Genomic DNA, 15,361 nt, shown 5'->3' with positions numbered 1-15,361 from the left:
TATAGAAAAAAGTCAATTTTTGTGATTTTATTGGGTTTTATTGCATTGCATTTACATTTTTTTCATTCTTTTTACATATATTTATACTAAATATTAAAATATTAATTAATATTTAGCAGTATTTGTAATCTAAAATATATAAATTATTTTCTTTTATTAGGATTTATATTATTCAATAATAAAAACCCTCGCTTATAAAAAACAAGAGTTTTATTATTGAATAAATTCCATATTATAAATTTAAATCATTAAGATACTTTAAATCTTTGAACTAGTTCATTAAGCTTTTGTGCAAGATCTGCTTGGTTTTGTGCTGTAGTTGCAACACTTTCCATAGCTTCAGTTGATTCATTAATACTTTCCTTTATCTCGCTTAAATTGCCTGATGAACCTTGAGCCATTTCTGCCATGTTTTGTACCGCTTCACTAACCTGATTTATTGTTGCTGTAATTTGTTGTGTCATAGAAGCTAATTCTTCAGACATATTATTAAAGAAATTTCCATCCTCCCCATATTGCTGTGCTACCTTAGAGAAAACTTCAAACTGAGTAGATACTTTATCATTCATAAATTTTAATAGTTCATTACTATTTCCACATATATTATTAAATGCTTCTTGGACTTCATCTATAGTAGTTTTAACATTTTCTGCTGCTAGGGAAGATTGTTCCGCAAGTGTCCTCACTTCTTCTGCAACTACTGCAAAACCTTTTCCGTGTTCACCTGCTCTTGCCGCTTCTATTGCCGCATTAAGGGCTAACAAGTTTGTTTGTTCTGCTATACTAGATATTATATTTGCCATATCCTTAATTTCATGCACAACTTTACCTTTTTCAATATCTCTTAGTATATTCTCTTCTATATGATTATAAATTCCTTTTGTATTTTCAATTGTTTCCTTAGCATCCTTTTGTATATCATCTGCTCTTTCTCTTATTTTTACAGCATTACTACTTCCATTAACAGCTTTATTTGCTAATACTGAAATACTTGAATCTATTTCTTGTACTGAAGCTGAGACTTCTTCAGCTGTTGCACTTGTTTCTTGCATTCCTGAATTAATTTCTATTGTAGAATTATTTATATTTTCAAATTTTGATGTCATTTCTTCCACAGTAGCAGATAATTCTTCACTTGATGCACTCATGTCCTGAGAACTATCCATAACATCTTTTATAAGAGAACTTACGTTATCTTGTGCCCTATTTAAAGCCATAGCTGTTTGTCCAAATTCATCATTTGACTTTACAACTAGTGGTTCTGAAAAATCGTATTCCGATAGTCTATCTGAAAAATCCTGTATTTTCTTTAATGGTATTGTTATAGATCTTATTATTAAAATTGAACATAATATCAATAATATAAACGAGAAGATAATTATACCAATAATAATTGCAAGTGACTTATTAAAAGTATTTTTATTATCCGCTACAGCATCCTTTGCCCAGCTTTTATTTAATTCTACCATCTTCTCTAATGTAGCTCTCATATTATTTCGTGAATTTGTAAATTCAATAAGTTTTGTCTTAGCTTCAAAAGTTTTATTTTCTGCTACCAAATTTATATATTGTTCCCTAATTTCTTCACATTGTGTTAATCTTACCTCAAGCTCATCTAAAAGCTCCTTATCCTCTTTTTTTGTAATAGATCCTTTGTATACTTCAATGTTCTTTTTATATTCTGATGATAGTTTACCAATTTCATTTTTTAATTCATTTATCTTGCTACTATTATCATTATTTATCATCAACTGTATATCTAAATAGATTTTAAATAGATCTTTATCTATGTCATTTATTTCAGTTATTCCTACTATATTGTCATAATATAAATCCTCAGCTTTTTCATTAATTTTGTTCATATTTAATACTCCCATTATTCCTATGGCAATCATTAAACATCCAACTATTAAAAAGCTTAATATTAACTTTGAAGATATCTTCAAATTATTAAAAAATTTCATTTCTCTTCCCCCATCTTTTTATTTTTTCTTTCACTTTTAAGTTTTCATAGTATAAAAAAAGTACTAATTATTATGTATTGTAATTAATACTCCTGAAAAATTTAAAGCTGTTTTTAATAATTAATTAATTCTTTTAATTTTATCTAATATTATAAAAAAAACAACATTTTACATATAATTATTATACCAAATGATAGAAAAAAGTCAAATTTATGAGATATTTGTATTTTATATTGCATTTTTGTATGATATTATACAAAACATTAAAACTATATGCTGATATATTGTCATTTTCCCTTCAAAATGTATGCAAAATATCAATATAGTGTAGTATAATTGTTGGAAATCCTTTAAATAAGCACACACATAAAAATAACTCTCGTTTATAAAAAACGAGAGTTTTAATTATTTTATATTTAAGATATAACTCTAGCAAAATACATTTCAGTCTGTTTTACTGAAGAATAATATAATCTGTTAACTCTTTCTGCATATATATCCTTTGAATAGTTGAAAATACTCTTAACTGCATTTTGTTTAAACTTTTTATTTTCTTTTAATACATTATCTAAAGCATCTAAATAGTCTTCCCTATTATCATACCTAAACCCATTAAAATTATTTTTAATTAATTCTTCATTTGAATCGTCTTTTCTACATATAACAGGAATGCCACTTGCTAAAGCTTCTAAATATGTGAGTCCTTGAGTTTCACTAACAGATGCAGTCAAAAACACATCACTTATTTTATAATATTTTACAACCTGTTCTGGTGGAATCATTCCAGTAAATATAACTTTTTTCTCCAATGAACAATTTTGAACTTGTTTCTTTAAATTATCTAAATATGGTCCTCCACCAACTATTAGTAGTTTCTTTCCTTCATTATTCAAACTAAAGTTTTCTATAATTTCTTGTATATTTTTCTCCTTGCCTATTCTACCTAAATACAATAGTACTTGTTCATCTTCCTTAATTCCTAACTCTTCTCTTAATGTCTTTATTTCATTTCTTGTAAGTTTTAAATCGAATCTTTGTAAATCTATCCCTGTTGGTATTACACTTATAGGTTGTTTTACTCCATAACTTTTTAAAGCATTTTCTACTTTTATTGTAGGTGCTATTATTTTATCCACATGTCTAACCACTAACTTTGACGCTAATCCCGCTGCCTTTTTACTTATGACAGTTTCCTTTATAACATATCCAACATAATCTTCATACATAGTGTGATAGGTATGAAAATGAGGTATTTTTAATAATTTACTAATTTTATTTGCATAATGCATAGTTATAAATTCTGTATGAGAATGTATAACATCTGGTTCCCAAGAGATCAATTCTTGTAAAAATCTGCTTTTAAATGATAAACTTCCTCTAACCCCTGGATACAACCTCAAATCAAAAGATTTCAAATAATAAATATCTTCATTAACATATTCCTCACCACTTGGTGATAAGGTTAATATCTTAACATCATTTCCTCTTTTTTTAAGTTCTCTATATAAAATCCTTATTGATGTAACTACACCATTTACTGATGGTAGATAGGTATCACTTGTTAATAAAATTTTCATATCGCTTTCCATCCCCTAAACTTAATTGATTGATCTTATTATCTATCATAAAAATTATGAAAAGCTTATTAATATATTAAAATTTTATTAAGTTCACTTAAATTAAACCTTAATTTTTAAATCATTGTAACTTATTTTAAATCTGGTTTTAGTTCTATATGAAGCAATTTTGGAATACCTGGCAGGTAAAATCCAATCTTCTCATCATATTTTATCATTTCATTATCTAAACTTACTGTCCAATTTGCATCCTTTAAAATCCGTTTTATTTCAGTTAAGCAATAACACCATCTTAATACTTCTTCTATTTCTCTTTCATAATCATCTTCATAATATCCTATTTTTGTTGCACCTTGAAATACAGTAGGAAATTCTAAACTTTCGTACTCATAAATACAAAAATCTTCACCTTTCCAATCCATTTCCTCATTGCTATTAATAGAGTATTTATTTATAACTTCATCTACCATTTCTTTCTCTTTTTCTGATAAACAATAGTCTCTCTCTGCTGAATAATAAATACTTATAGACATTTTTTAACGCCTCCATATAACTATATGTTATAAAATTAAATCTACCATCTGCTACTTTCTATTTCTACCGTAATACCCATTCTTACAATTTATTTCCACCTTAATTTTTCTCTTACAATATGGGTTTCTAAATCTGCTAATCTTGTTGGTATTGGGATTCTGCTTTCCTTATTTATTAAATTTAATACTATTTTTGTAGTTGTTTCTAAGTCTATATAATTTCCACATGAAATAAATATTGGTTTTGCATTTTCTCTACTTCTTAATGCTCTTCCATAAACTTCATCATCTATTATTATATCTGTATATGCTCCTACCTGATCTTTAGGCATTTGAAAATCTGCTCCTTTAATTTTAAGGTAGCTTTTTGCCACACCTATTGTTGGTTTATTTAAGAAAAATGAAGCATGTGTTGCACTTCCCATATGATTATAGTGTAAATAACCATTGCCATCAAATATAAAAATATCTGGCTCTATCGCTAGCTTTTCCACAGCTTTAATGATTAAAGGTAATTCTCTAAAAGCCAAGTATCCAGGTATATATGGCTCATTTATTTTTCCATAACTATATACCTTTTCTAATACTTCTTTAGTTTTATAATCAATAACTACTATGCAGCATGTAGCATATTCCTCTTTATCTTTTATCCAATAAGCAAGATCAACACCTGCGCAAGTTTGTATATTATCTACATTAAAATTATTCTGCAGTATAATTCTTTTTGTTAAATCCTTTTGAATTTTTAAAAATTCATCTTCTGTGTTTACATTAAAATCATGAACTAATTGTACTTTCATTATTACTTCTTCCCATCCTTCATTTTTTTGTTAAGCCATTATTACGTACTTTAAATTATAATCATTCTAAACGTATTTCTTAATTTTTCCCATATGTGCTAATACATTTCCAAGGTCTACTATTTTCATATTCGTCTATTATAGTTCTACCTTTATCTATTCATTCCATTATATTGCTTTTACGAAACATTAAATTATAACCTAATCATTTGCTATCTGTCCATTATTTATCATTTCAAATGCCACTTCAATTTGAGGATATATGCTAAATGGTTCCAAATGTGTTATATCTCTACTTCTGAAATGATTTATGTTATTTTCTTCACCTGACATACACCTAACATATTCAATCACCCTTTTATCTTTTGTTACAATTACTCCATATTCATTTTCTTTATCATCTTCCATGAAAGCAACTAATGCAGTTTCCTGTAAATTATATTCCTTTTCTAATAATATTTTTCTTAAATCACTCCAACATTCATCATTTCTAAGACAGTTTGTTAATTCTAAAATTTCTTATTTATATAACTCATTCATTATGAAATCCCCCTGGTCATTTAATACTGCAATTATATATTTATTCTTTTATTGCCTATTTCTAATTTCTTTTTGAATTTTTTTCAAGGCTTTTTTAGACCCTCTTTTTATATCCCTTTCCAATTTTCTCTCACTAAAACTTACAAATAAACTGTTTAAATCATATCCCTCAGGATACAGGTCTTCTGCCTTAATTTCTAATTTAATTCTTTTTTCATTAACTTCTATAAATTCTCCTTTATATAGTACTATTATATTATTAAAATTGTCTTTTTCCTTATAAACAATTCCTGATTCTTTATAATCCATAAGAAGCACTTTGTCTCCTACTTTAAATTCATAACATTTTTCATCTCTTGCATTCTCATCCTCAACTTTCTTAACTTTAATCTTACTTTCTCTTACCAAGTTAAAATTATAGTCTTTGTTTTCTATATAATTCTTAGCTTTTTCCAAAATAGAATCTTTAATGCCCATTTTCTTAGATATCCAAAGTGCATTACTTTCTCCTGACTTTCCTATAATCAACTTATATAATGGCTCTAATGTTTCACTTTTAAACTGCATTGCTGCATTTTGAAAGTCTTTATGTGCTTCAGAAAAATTCTTTATTTCTCCATAATGAGTAGTAGCTACAGTTATACATCCCTTATGATAAAACTCCTCTAATATGGCTATGGCAAGTCCTGCCCCTTCATTAGGCTCTGTTCCACTTCCTATTTCATCACATAATATTAGTGTAGATTTGTTACTACTGTTAATTATATCTGCTAAATTTTTTACATGAGAGGAAAAAGTACTTAAAGAATTTTCTATGCTTTGATTGTCACCAATATCAACAAATATATTCTCAAATACTGATATTTCAGTTTCTTCTTTTGCTGGAATGTGTAATCCTGATTGTACTGCCAAAGTTAAAATACCAACAGTTTTTAATACTACAGTTTTTCCTCCTGCATTAGGCCCTGTTATTATTAAAGTTCTATAATCTCTTCCTATATTAAAATCTAGAGGAATTACCTCTCCCTTTAATAATGGATGCTTTCCTTTTACAATATTTATATATCCATAATCATTAATTTTAGGTTTTATTCCATCTATAGCTTCACTATATTTTGCTTTAGCAAAAATCATATCATATTCCCCTATTACCTCTATATCCATTTTAATTTTTCTTAAATTATCAAATATAAAACTTGTTAAATAGGATAATATTTTATATTCTTCTACAGCTTCTTCTGATTTTAATTCTATCAATTCTGTAGTGTACCTAGATATAGTGCTTGGTTCAATAAATACTGTGGAGCCTTTAGATGAAACTTCTACAATTGTTCCTGAAACAAGATTCTTGTATGCTGCTTTTATAGGTATAGTCCATCTATCATTTCTTTTGCTTATAAAAAACTCTTGAATATAGGTTTTATTGCTATTATTTTTTAGAAATTTATCTAGCTTTTCTTTTATTTTACCTTCTGTACTTTCTATAAGTCTTCTTATCTTTTTTAATTCTTTGCTGGCATTTGAATCTACCAAGCTCCCTCTTATAGACAATTCAATTTCTTCTTCTATAAACTTAAACTCTGTAATTGAATTTGCATATGCACTTAAAGTAGGAGCATAAAATTCTTTTCCATTCATAAATTCTTTAATTTTTCTACATCCTCTTAAAAAATTGCATATAATAGTTAAATCTTCTGGATCCAATACTATTCCTTTTTCAACATTTTCCATAATATGATCTACATTAAATACTCCTTCTAGTGGAATATGACCAGAAAGTTCTAATAAAGTTTTTCCTTCACTAGTTTCACTAAGCCTTTTTTCCACAACATCTAAATTCTCACTTGGTTTTAGTTTATCTATTAATTTCTTTCCAAGTCCACTTACGCAATAGGATTTTACTATTTCTTTTAAATCATCATATTGTAATTTATCAAAAGTATTTATATTCATTTCCTTCTCTCCCTACATAGAATTTTTTCTTCTATGAAGATCAAAGTTCACTTTAATACAACAAAAAAAGCTGCGGATACATCCACAGCTTAAAATACGTACCTTAATAAAAGATAGTAAAACTATCCTCTTTACAACATATACAAGTACTTTGTGGCTTTGTATCTTCATAGATTCTTAAATAAATCCACAACAAATAAAGGTACATATTTACCCCTTTTAAAAGATTTATTTAAGTATAAAATTTAACCTATTTTGAAAATACCCCGCTCATAAAGCACTCCTTTTTTTAAAATTTAATATATTCATTTTTTAACATTATATTACACATACCTATATATTGTCAACTGTATACCATCATATACCGCTATTTTACAAATGAATATTAAAATCTTCAAATTTAAAAACCCCACTGCCCTGTCTTAATAAGTTATTTTTTTCTATAGAATTAAACGCCTCTTTTACTTTCTGAACCATATTAATTGATACATTTAAATCATTATGTGCTGGTAATATGTTTTTTATATTGTTTAACTGGCTAATTTTATCCACAGAATGTTTAAATTGTATAGGATCAGTACTTGGGTAAAATGCATAAAGAGTTCCTATGTATATTAAATCTCCTGTATACAAATAGCCTTTTTCTTCTTCCCAAAGACATATATGCCCTGGTGAATGCCCAGGCGTATGTATTACTCTTATTTCCCTTGACCCTATATCAATAATATCATTATCAATTAGTTCTTTCGTTGGATTACCAGTATAAATATTATATTTATTAATATCAAATTCTTTAGGAGCTTCTTTAATAAATGGCTGACAAATCACATTTTTTCTTATAACATCTATTGGCATAGGAATTCCATTTCTAAGCCATTTTGCATCTTCCTGGTGAACAGAAATATCGCTAAATAAATTATGTCCTCCAATATGATCCCAGTGTACATGGGTAGTAACAACTTTTATGGGTAAGTCTGTTAATAAATCCACTTCTTTTTTTATATTTCCTATTCCCAATCCTGTATCTATTAATAAGGCGCATTCTTTCCCTATTAGCAAATATGAATGAACTTTTTCCCAGTGTCCATATTCACTTATTGCATAAGTAACATCATCAATTTTCTCAATTGTAAACCAATCACTCAATTGTCTCCCCTCCTATAATTATTATTGTGAAACTTAAATAAAGCAGAAACCATTTCAGGTCCCTGCTCTATTTTACATCTAATCTATAAATTCCATTAAATCTTTGTTGAATACTTCTGGTTCTTCCATAAATAAAATATGTCCGCATTTAGGGTAATCTATTGCTTTTCCTTTAGGGATTACTGCTTCCATATATTTAGTTGCTTCTGAAGTACAGAAAACACTTTCTTCTCCTCGAGCTATTAAACATGGTACCGTTATTTTTTTCAATTCTTCCCTGTAGTCTTGATTTGACATAGAAACCCAACAATCCACTACTATATGAGGAGTATTTTTTCTAACTTGTTCAAACACCCAATCCATATCTTCTTTTATTCTACAACCAGAACTAGCAAATAGTGATGGTACAAAACTTTCAATAACCTTTGGCCAATCTCCTGCTACATTGGCAATATGATTTAAATTATTTGCATGAGTAAAGTTACCAAACAACCCCTTATTTTCCCACTGAGAATCAGCTATTACTTTTGGTGTCATATCTATAAAACATATATTACTTAAATTTTTACACCCAAACTGCCTTACATATTCTAAAATTATAGTAGTTCCCATGGACCAGCCTGCTACAGTTACATCTTTTAGTTCTAAATGATCAATTAAGTTTTTTAAATCTTTAGCAAGTCTTTCCATGGTTAATCCATTTTCAGGACGTTCTGAATCACCATGACCTCTTAAGTCATAAGTAATTACTTTATACCTTTTGGATAACTCTGGAACTTGTTTTTTAAAAAATCCACGATTGCATGTCCACCCATGAGTAAAAACTATAGGCTTTCCTTCCCCTTGAACTTCATAATAAATTTTTGTATTGTCATCTGTTAAAAAATAAGCCATAAAGAAACACCCTTTCTAGTTATATAATTAATTTAATTATTAATATTAAATTGATTTACCTGTTCTTTTAAAGTTTTAGCTACCTTTTCTAAATTGTTAGACATAGATGAAAGTTCCTGCATAGTTGACGCTTGTTCTTCTACGCTTGCACTTGCTTCTTCAGAAGCTCTAGAAGCCTCCTCAGATACTTTTGATATATTTTCCATAGAAACAAAAACCAAATTCTTTTCTTTGTCTATTTGTAGTATACTTTCACCTAATTTATTAACTAATTTAATCATTTTTTCTACTGAATTATTTATAGTTTCAAAAGAACTATTTGCTATATCAGAGGCTTCTTTTGTTTGATTCACTATTACTTCTGCCTTCTTTACATTCATTTCAGTTTTTTCTATTTCTAATTGCATTTCTTCAATGATTTTTTTAACATTTTGAGTAGCACTATCTGTCTGTTCAGCTAATTTCTTTATTTGATCTGCTACAACAGAAAATCCTTTTCCTGCTTCTCCAGCTCTAGCAGCTTCTATACTTGCATTTAATGCTAATAAATTGGTTTCATTTGCTATACTATTTATTGTGGCAACTATATCACCTATAAATGTTGATTTATTTGATAATTCATTTACATTTTTAGCAATTTCATTAGATACTTGTATATTACCTTTGAACTTATCTGTTAAATTATTTAATGCATGAATTCCATTTTTGCTAGCTTCTCCAGTTTCTTTCACATGTGTTTTTACTATATTAGAATTTTCAGTAGTGCTATTAATCTCATCTCCTAATCTAGATAGTTCGTCTACAGCATTTTGTGATTCTGATGCTTGTACTGATGCACCTTGTGCTAACTGGACAACTGTTGAAGAAACTTGTTCTATTGAGCTAGCTGTTTCTTCAGCAGAAGTAGCTAGTGTATTAGAATAATTAAAGGTTTCTTCAGCTTTATCAGATATATTTTGTATAAAGGATTTAAAATTTTCTTTCATAGTATATATATCTCTACCTATATTTCCAATTTCATCAGATGTAATTCTTGCTATATCCACATTTAAATTTTTTTCTGAAATATAATTTATTGCAACTTCTATTTGTTTAATATTCTTTTTTATATTAGACACAAATATGTAAGTAAATACGCTTAATACATATGTCATAATAAATACAGCTGCAAAATAATAAGTAAAAGCATTTGCCTTATTAAGTAGCCCTGTAGATATGGAATAAGATACATAAAAATAAGTAAAGCTCATCAATATTAAGATAGCATAAATTGTTCCAAATATTTTATTTCCTAAAGAAAATTTAATATAATTAGATTCGTCAATTACATAATCATTTAATTTTTTCTCTATAAATATATCTACAAGAAGTTTTTCAGAATTTAAATAGTTAGTTAAAAAACCTGTAAAAGATAAACATAATCCTATTACAGCTGCAGTAAAATATTGATGCATAGTTATTGGCATAAATATTTGAGCAACAAGCATTATACTAGGGACACCTAAGAACCATCTAAAAAACATAGTTATTCCTTCTCTTAAAGGAAATTTTAATAAGTTCTTTTTAATACTACATACCTCATCATAACTTAAGTCATTATCTCCATATAATAACTTCAAATTATCATATAGAGTTGTTTTCCTTACCAGTACTCCAACAAAAATATTGAATATAATTGCTAATATAAGTGCTAAGCTACCATAAACAAATCTTTCTCTCCAAAAATCACCAATCAAGAATGTTCCTATGATTGCTAATGGCATAACTACCGCATAAGTTACTAATTCTAAATTAAGTGTTAATTGCCAAAATAATTTTTTTCCCTTCATAATAACACTCACCTTTCCTAATTAGTGCTATATTTTAATATTAAAGTAATATAATGTAATATATTCTATAAATATATCGTGTATATTTTTGTAAACTTTATATATTAATTATACAAACATAAACAAAAATAGCATTACTAGAAATAAAATCCACATAATGCTATAAAATATACTCTCCAAATTATAAATAAATTTCTTATACATATTTTAAATAGGTTTTAAGCATTTGAAATATAGCCTTTACATTTCCATCAAACAGCATGGAAAACTCTACAGCGAAAAGATATCCACATTCATTACATAACCCTTCTATTTCTACACACCTTCCACATATATATCTTTTATTATTTTCTGAGACTATACATTGACAACAAGGTCTTTCCCAGTTATTTTTAAGATATTCATCTAAAGCGCAGGGTAGATTAAAAATAGGCGTATCTTCTTTCATCATGTTTTTTATAGTATGTATAGTTTCTCTTTTTTCATCAGAAGTTAGTGAAAGGTATTCTGTTCCTTCATAAGGCGTGTGAAAATTAAAAGATATAGAATTTATATTAGGATTTTCCTTTGCTAAGCTGCAAACTTCGGGGATGGTCTTATAATTAAGCTTGTTTATAGCCATGTATATACATATGTTAGAGTTATTGGCTTTAGAGACATTATTCATTATAGTGTCAAAAGTATCTCCTCTTATAGAGTTATGTGCTTGTCTATCTCCATCAATACTTAAAAATATAACATCTGCCTCTTTTATGTCTAAATCTATAGTCCCATTGGTAACAATGTTAACTATATAAAATCCTATTTCTCTGGCCTTTTTAATTAAGTCCCTTATATTTTTGCCACTATGTTCCCAAAGCAAAGTTTCTCCTCCACAGAAAAATAAGATTCTTATACCTTTATTATAAAAATTATTCATTTCTTCCACTATGTTCTCATAAGGATTCATGACTTTACTTATGTTATTTACTGCACAATGTTTGCAATGAAGATTACAATAATCTGTTAAAATTATGGTTCCTAATATAGGCTTCTTTTCCTTAAATATAATTGTTTTTATTCCAAATAAAGCAAGCTTTAAAAAATCTCTCTTTTTCATGATCAATCCCCCAATTTGAATTTTTTATCCGATGACTACCCGCTCTAATACTTCTCTCTTGAAAGATGGAGTAAAGAACAGCTACATCCCTGGATAACGAGTTCTAAGGAGTAAAACTCCTTAGAATTCTGTTAATAAGCTTCAGTAAAAGTAAAAACTTCTTCTGAATCCAAGAACTCTGTTTATAATTCTAACCTTTTTATCCATGGATTTTTCATAGACTCTCCCCATAAATAATTCAAGTAATATATAGAATACTGTTTTTCCACATAATGATATGCAAATCTTCCTAGCTCTGTTAGGATTATTTCATTTTCCCTTTTCTCACACATTCTAAGTATTTTAAGCATGTTAAATAAAAGTTTAAATTCCTTTTCCATATCCTTATTAAACAGCTGATAAAATTTATCTTTGTCTATTATCCCATCATAGCATCTCCAGAATATCCAAAATATCATCTTTTCCCTGTCAGTCATGATATTTACAATATTTATTGGAAGTTTTTTTGAATCTATTTCATAACCGTCCCCGTGTAAATCTCTGGTTAAAACCTTTATATACTCATCTACATCAAAAGTATTTAGATAAAAATATTTAGAAAAAAGAGAACTAGCTCCCGCTCCTATTCCTATAAAACTTTCCCTAGTAACAGAAGTATATCTGTTATTTTCCTTCTTGCCATAAGTCCATACAGAACTTCTTTTATACCCATATTCCTTAGATACATCATCAATTAATTTAAGTATTTTTCTCTCTTTGAATTCACTAAATCTACTTAGCTTTTTTTCCTTTATAATTTTATTCATAGGTGTCATAGGAAATATTATAAGTGGATATATAGAAAGCTGATGGATATTGTACGAGTAAACCTTTCTTAAATCATGCTCAATTTGCTGAATAGTTTGTTCTGGTATATTAGTCATAATGTCCACATCTACACATTTAAAATTAAATTTTATTATTTTCTCTAAAGCTTCTTGTGCATCTTTAGCTGCGTATCTCCTGCCTAAAAATTTTAATTTTTCATCATTAAAGGTTTGTACACCTAAACTTATAAGGTTTACACCTGCAAGCTTTATCTTATTCAAAAGTTCTTCTGTTACCTCTGTAGGATATACTTCTATTCCAACATCTCCGTCAAAGCAAAACTCTTCTCTTATAAAATCTAGTATTTCCTTTATTTCATCTATTAAAAGAGTAGGTGTTCCTCCTCCTATGTACACAGATGAAATATTTTTATTCTTTAGATATTCTTTATATATATTTATTTCTTCTAAAAGAGCATTTTTATATTTTTCAGCCTTATCCTTTTCATAAACAACTTTATTATATGGGCAATAGGGGCAAATACTTCTACAAAATGGTATATGTATATATAGACCTGTGTCCTTATCTATTTTGTTAAAATCTATCATATTATTTTCATAGGAAGTAAATATAAATTTATTCTTCTTTTTAAGTATATATTGCCTAAATATATCTGTAATCATACTTTATTTACCCCCTTGTTCATATAATTCTTCTAGTCTTTTCTCTATATAATTTATGTCGAAAGAAGAACTTATTCTTCTATCTTTATCATCTAAAATTCTATAGTGGTTTGTTATTATATTTTGCTGTATAGTGTAAATCCCTTTACTCTTAATCTTTCTCCACCACACCTTTCCCCCTAAAGTATTTTTATAGTTATCCTCATAGTTATTAAAAGCAATAGAAAGTATTATATCTTCAGTGTCCCCTCCAAAAGTCATTTGAAGTATTTCTGAATCTTTAAAAATAGTACTTACCGTCACTGCACCAGTCCATCCAAGGCTTGATCTTCCTTTTTCTATTTGAACTAATGTCTTTTTGGATATGCCTATTATCTCTGCCATTCTATCTTGGGTAAAATCTTTTTCATTCCTTATGAGCTTTAATTTTTCATCTATTTTTTCTATAAACTGTTTCTTATCCAAAACAATCCTCTCCCCATTACACTTATAGTGTAATTTTACACCATAAGTGTAATGAGGTAAATACTTAAAATATAATTTTACACTAAATTTTCTTCTAAACTTATAATTTTTAAATAATAGCAAAATAAATGAAAAATCCATTCTTTTAATTTGATAAAATAGATTTGGAGGTGAAATGATGCACAATAATGCTGACAAAATATTGTCTATCATTAATTACATAGAGGAACACCTAACTGAAAAAATTGATTTAGATGAAATAGCTAATGTAGTACATTATTCAAAATATCATCTACACCGTATGTTTACAAACATAGTTGGATTTACAGTTCATAATTATATACAAAGACGTAAGTTAACAGAAGCAGCTAAATTACTTGTGCTTTCTAATCGCTCAATAATTGATATTGCTTTGCTTTCAGGATATAAGAGCCAGCGTTCCTTTACAACTGCTTTTAAAATGCTATATAAAAAATCACCCAACGCTTTTAGAGAATGTGGGGAATTTTATCCTTTACAATTAAAATTTGTGTTACAAAATTTTGAGACAACCCTCTTCCCTGCTCGAATGATGGAAATTAAAATTGTCAGTCATGATGAAATTTATTTAGTAGGTTACATGACAGATACCAAAAAAGGCTTTGGAAAGATTGATGAGTGTTGGACTAAATTACATAAAATAAAAAATTCTATTCCAAATAAAATTAATGGAGATTTTCTTATTGGAATTAATGATTATTCTGATGACTTTTCTTATGAATCTGAGAGGCCAAGACCTGTGCATTATGCTGCAGCAGAAATAAGTAATTTTAATAATATATCTAAAGATATGATAACTAAAGTTATTCCCATGAATAAATATGTTGTATTTACTTATAGAGGGAAAATTCAGGATCATATATATCCAGTTATGAAATATATTTATAAGGTTTGGTTTTCTCAATCTACAAGTCAATTAAACGACTATGCTAGATATGATTTAGTCAGATATGGAGAAATAGCAGATGATAATGGACTAAGTATTATAGAAGTTTGGATACCTATTTTATCAAGTAATTCCTAGTTCTTTTT

General features: G+C 27.7%; 13 protein-coding genes. 1 reads left to right on the top strand and 12 read right to left on the bottom strand.

Annotated features, from left to right (window positions below; genetic code table 11):
• Positions 1-248 precede the first annotated feature (248 nt).
• The 12 genes from T514_RS0100545 to T514_RS0100490 form a co-directional block, all read right to left on the bottom strand.
• Entirely contained in the window at positions 249-1,964 is a 1,716-nt protein-coding gene (locus T514_RS0100545) for a methyl-accepting chemotaxis protein (RefSeq protein ID WP_027622987.1), read from the bottom strand.
• 416 nt (positions 1,965-2,380) lie between these two features.
• On the bottom strand, positions 2,381-3,541 hold the full coding sequence (locus T514_RS0100540) for a glycosyltransferase family 4 protein (RefSeq protein WP_027622986.1): 1,161 nt from the start codon (positions 3,539-3,541) through the stop codon (positions 2,381-2,383).
• 131 nt (positions 3,542-3,672) lie between these two features.
• Complete coding sequence (locus tag T514_RS0100535; RefSeq protein WP_027622985.1) at positions 3,673-4,074, bottom strand: hypothetical protein; 402 nt, start codon at positions 4,072-4,074, stop codon at positions 3,673-3,675.
• An 89-nt stretch (positions 4,075-4,163) separates the two neighbouring features.
• Positions 4,164-4,874 carry an endonuclease V gene (locus T514_RS0100530; RefSeq protein WP_027622984.1) on the bottom strand — a complete coding sequence of 237 codons (711 nt, stop codon included), beginning with the start codon at positions 4,872-4,874 and terminating at the stop codon, positions 4,164-4,166.
• Between the two features lie 201 nt (positions 4,875-5,075).
• Positions 5,076-5,282, bottom strand: a complete 207-nt coding sequence (locus T514_RS0100525; RefSeq protein ID WP_027622983.1) for a hypothetical protein — start codon at positions 5,280-5,282, stop codon at positions 5,076-5,078.
• Between the two features lie 180 nt (positions 5,283-5,462).
• Entirely contained in the window at positions 5,463-7,367 is a 1,905-nt protein-coding gene (locus tag T514_RS0100520; protein ID WP_027622982.1) for an endonuclease MutS2, read from the bottom strand.
• A gap of 372 nt (positions 7,368-7,739) precedes the next feature.
• Entirely contained in the window at positions 7,740-8,513 is a 774-nt protein-coding gene (locus T514_RS0100515) for an MBL fold metallo-hydrolase (RefSeq protein ID WP_027622981.1), read from the bottom strand.
• Between the two features lie 78 nt (positions 8,514-8,591).
• Entirely contained in the window at positions 8,592-9,407 is an 816-nt protein-coding gene (locus tag T514_RS0100510) for an alpha/beta fold hydrolase (protein WP_027622980.1), read from the bottom strand.
• Between the two features lie 32 nt (positions 9,408-9,439).
• On the bottom strand, positions 9,440-11,236 hold the full coding sequence (locus T514_RS0100505) for a methyl-accepting chemotaxis protein (RefSeq protein WP_027622979.1): 1,797 nt from the start codon (positions 11,234-11,236) through the stop codon (positions 9,440-9,442).
• Positions 11,237-11,432: 196 nt separating this feature from the next.
• Positions 11,433-12,335, bottom strand: a complete 903-nt coding sequence (locus T514_RS0100500) for a radical SAM protein (RefSeq protein ID WP_027622978.1) — start codon at positions 12,333-12,335, stop codon at positions 11,433-11,435.
• A gap of 182 nt (positions 12,336-12,517) precedes the next feature.
• The gene (locus tag T514_RS0100495; RefSeq protein WP_027622977.1) at positions 12,518-13,825 is read right to left on the bottom strand and encodes a coproporphyrinogen-III oxidase family protein; all 1,308 of its coding nucleotides are present in this window, start codon (positions 13,823-13,825) and stop codon (positions 12,518-12,520) included.
• A 3-nt stretch (positions 13,826-13,828) separates the two neighbouring features.
• Positions 13,829-14,290 carry a helix-turn-helix transcriptional regulator gene (locus tag T514_RS0100490; RefSeq protein ID WP_027622976.1) on the bottom strand — a complete coding sequence of 154 codons (462 nt, stop codon included), beginning with the start codon at positions 14,288-14,290 and terminating at the stop codon, positions 13,829-13,831.
• A 175-nt stretch (positions 14,291-14,465) separates the two neighbouring features.
• Between T514_RS0100490 and T514_RS0100485 the strand changes: the two genes are divergently transcribed.
• Positions 14,466-15,353 carry an AraC family transcriptional regulator gene (locus tag T514_RS0100485; protein ID WP_156939765.1) on the top strand — a complete coding sequence of 296 codons (888 nt, stop codon included), beginning with the start codon at positions 14,466-14,468 and terminating at the stop codon, positions 15,351-15,353.
• Positions 15,354-15,361 lie beyond the last annotated feature (8 nt).

Origin of the sequence: Clostridium lundense DSM 17049 (assembly GCF_000619945.1) — a bacterium.
GTDB classification, from domain to species: Bacteria; Bacillota; Clostridia; order Clostridiales; family Clostridiaceae; genus Clostridium_AO; species Clostridium_AO lundense.
This window is presented reverse-complemented; position numbering and strand designations above follow the sequence as displayed.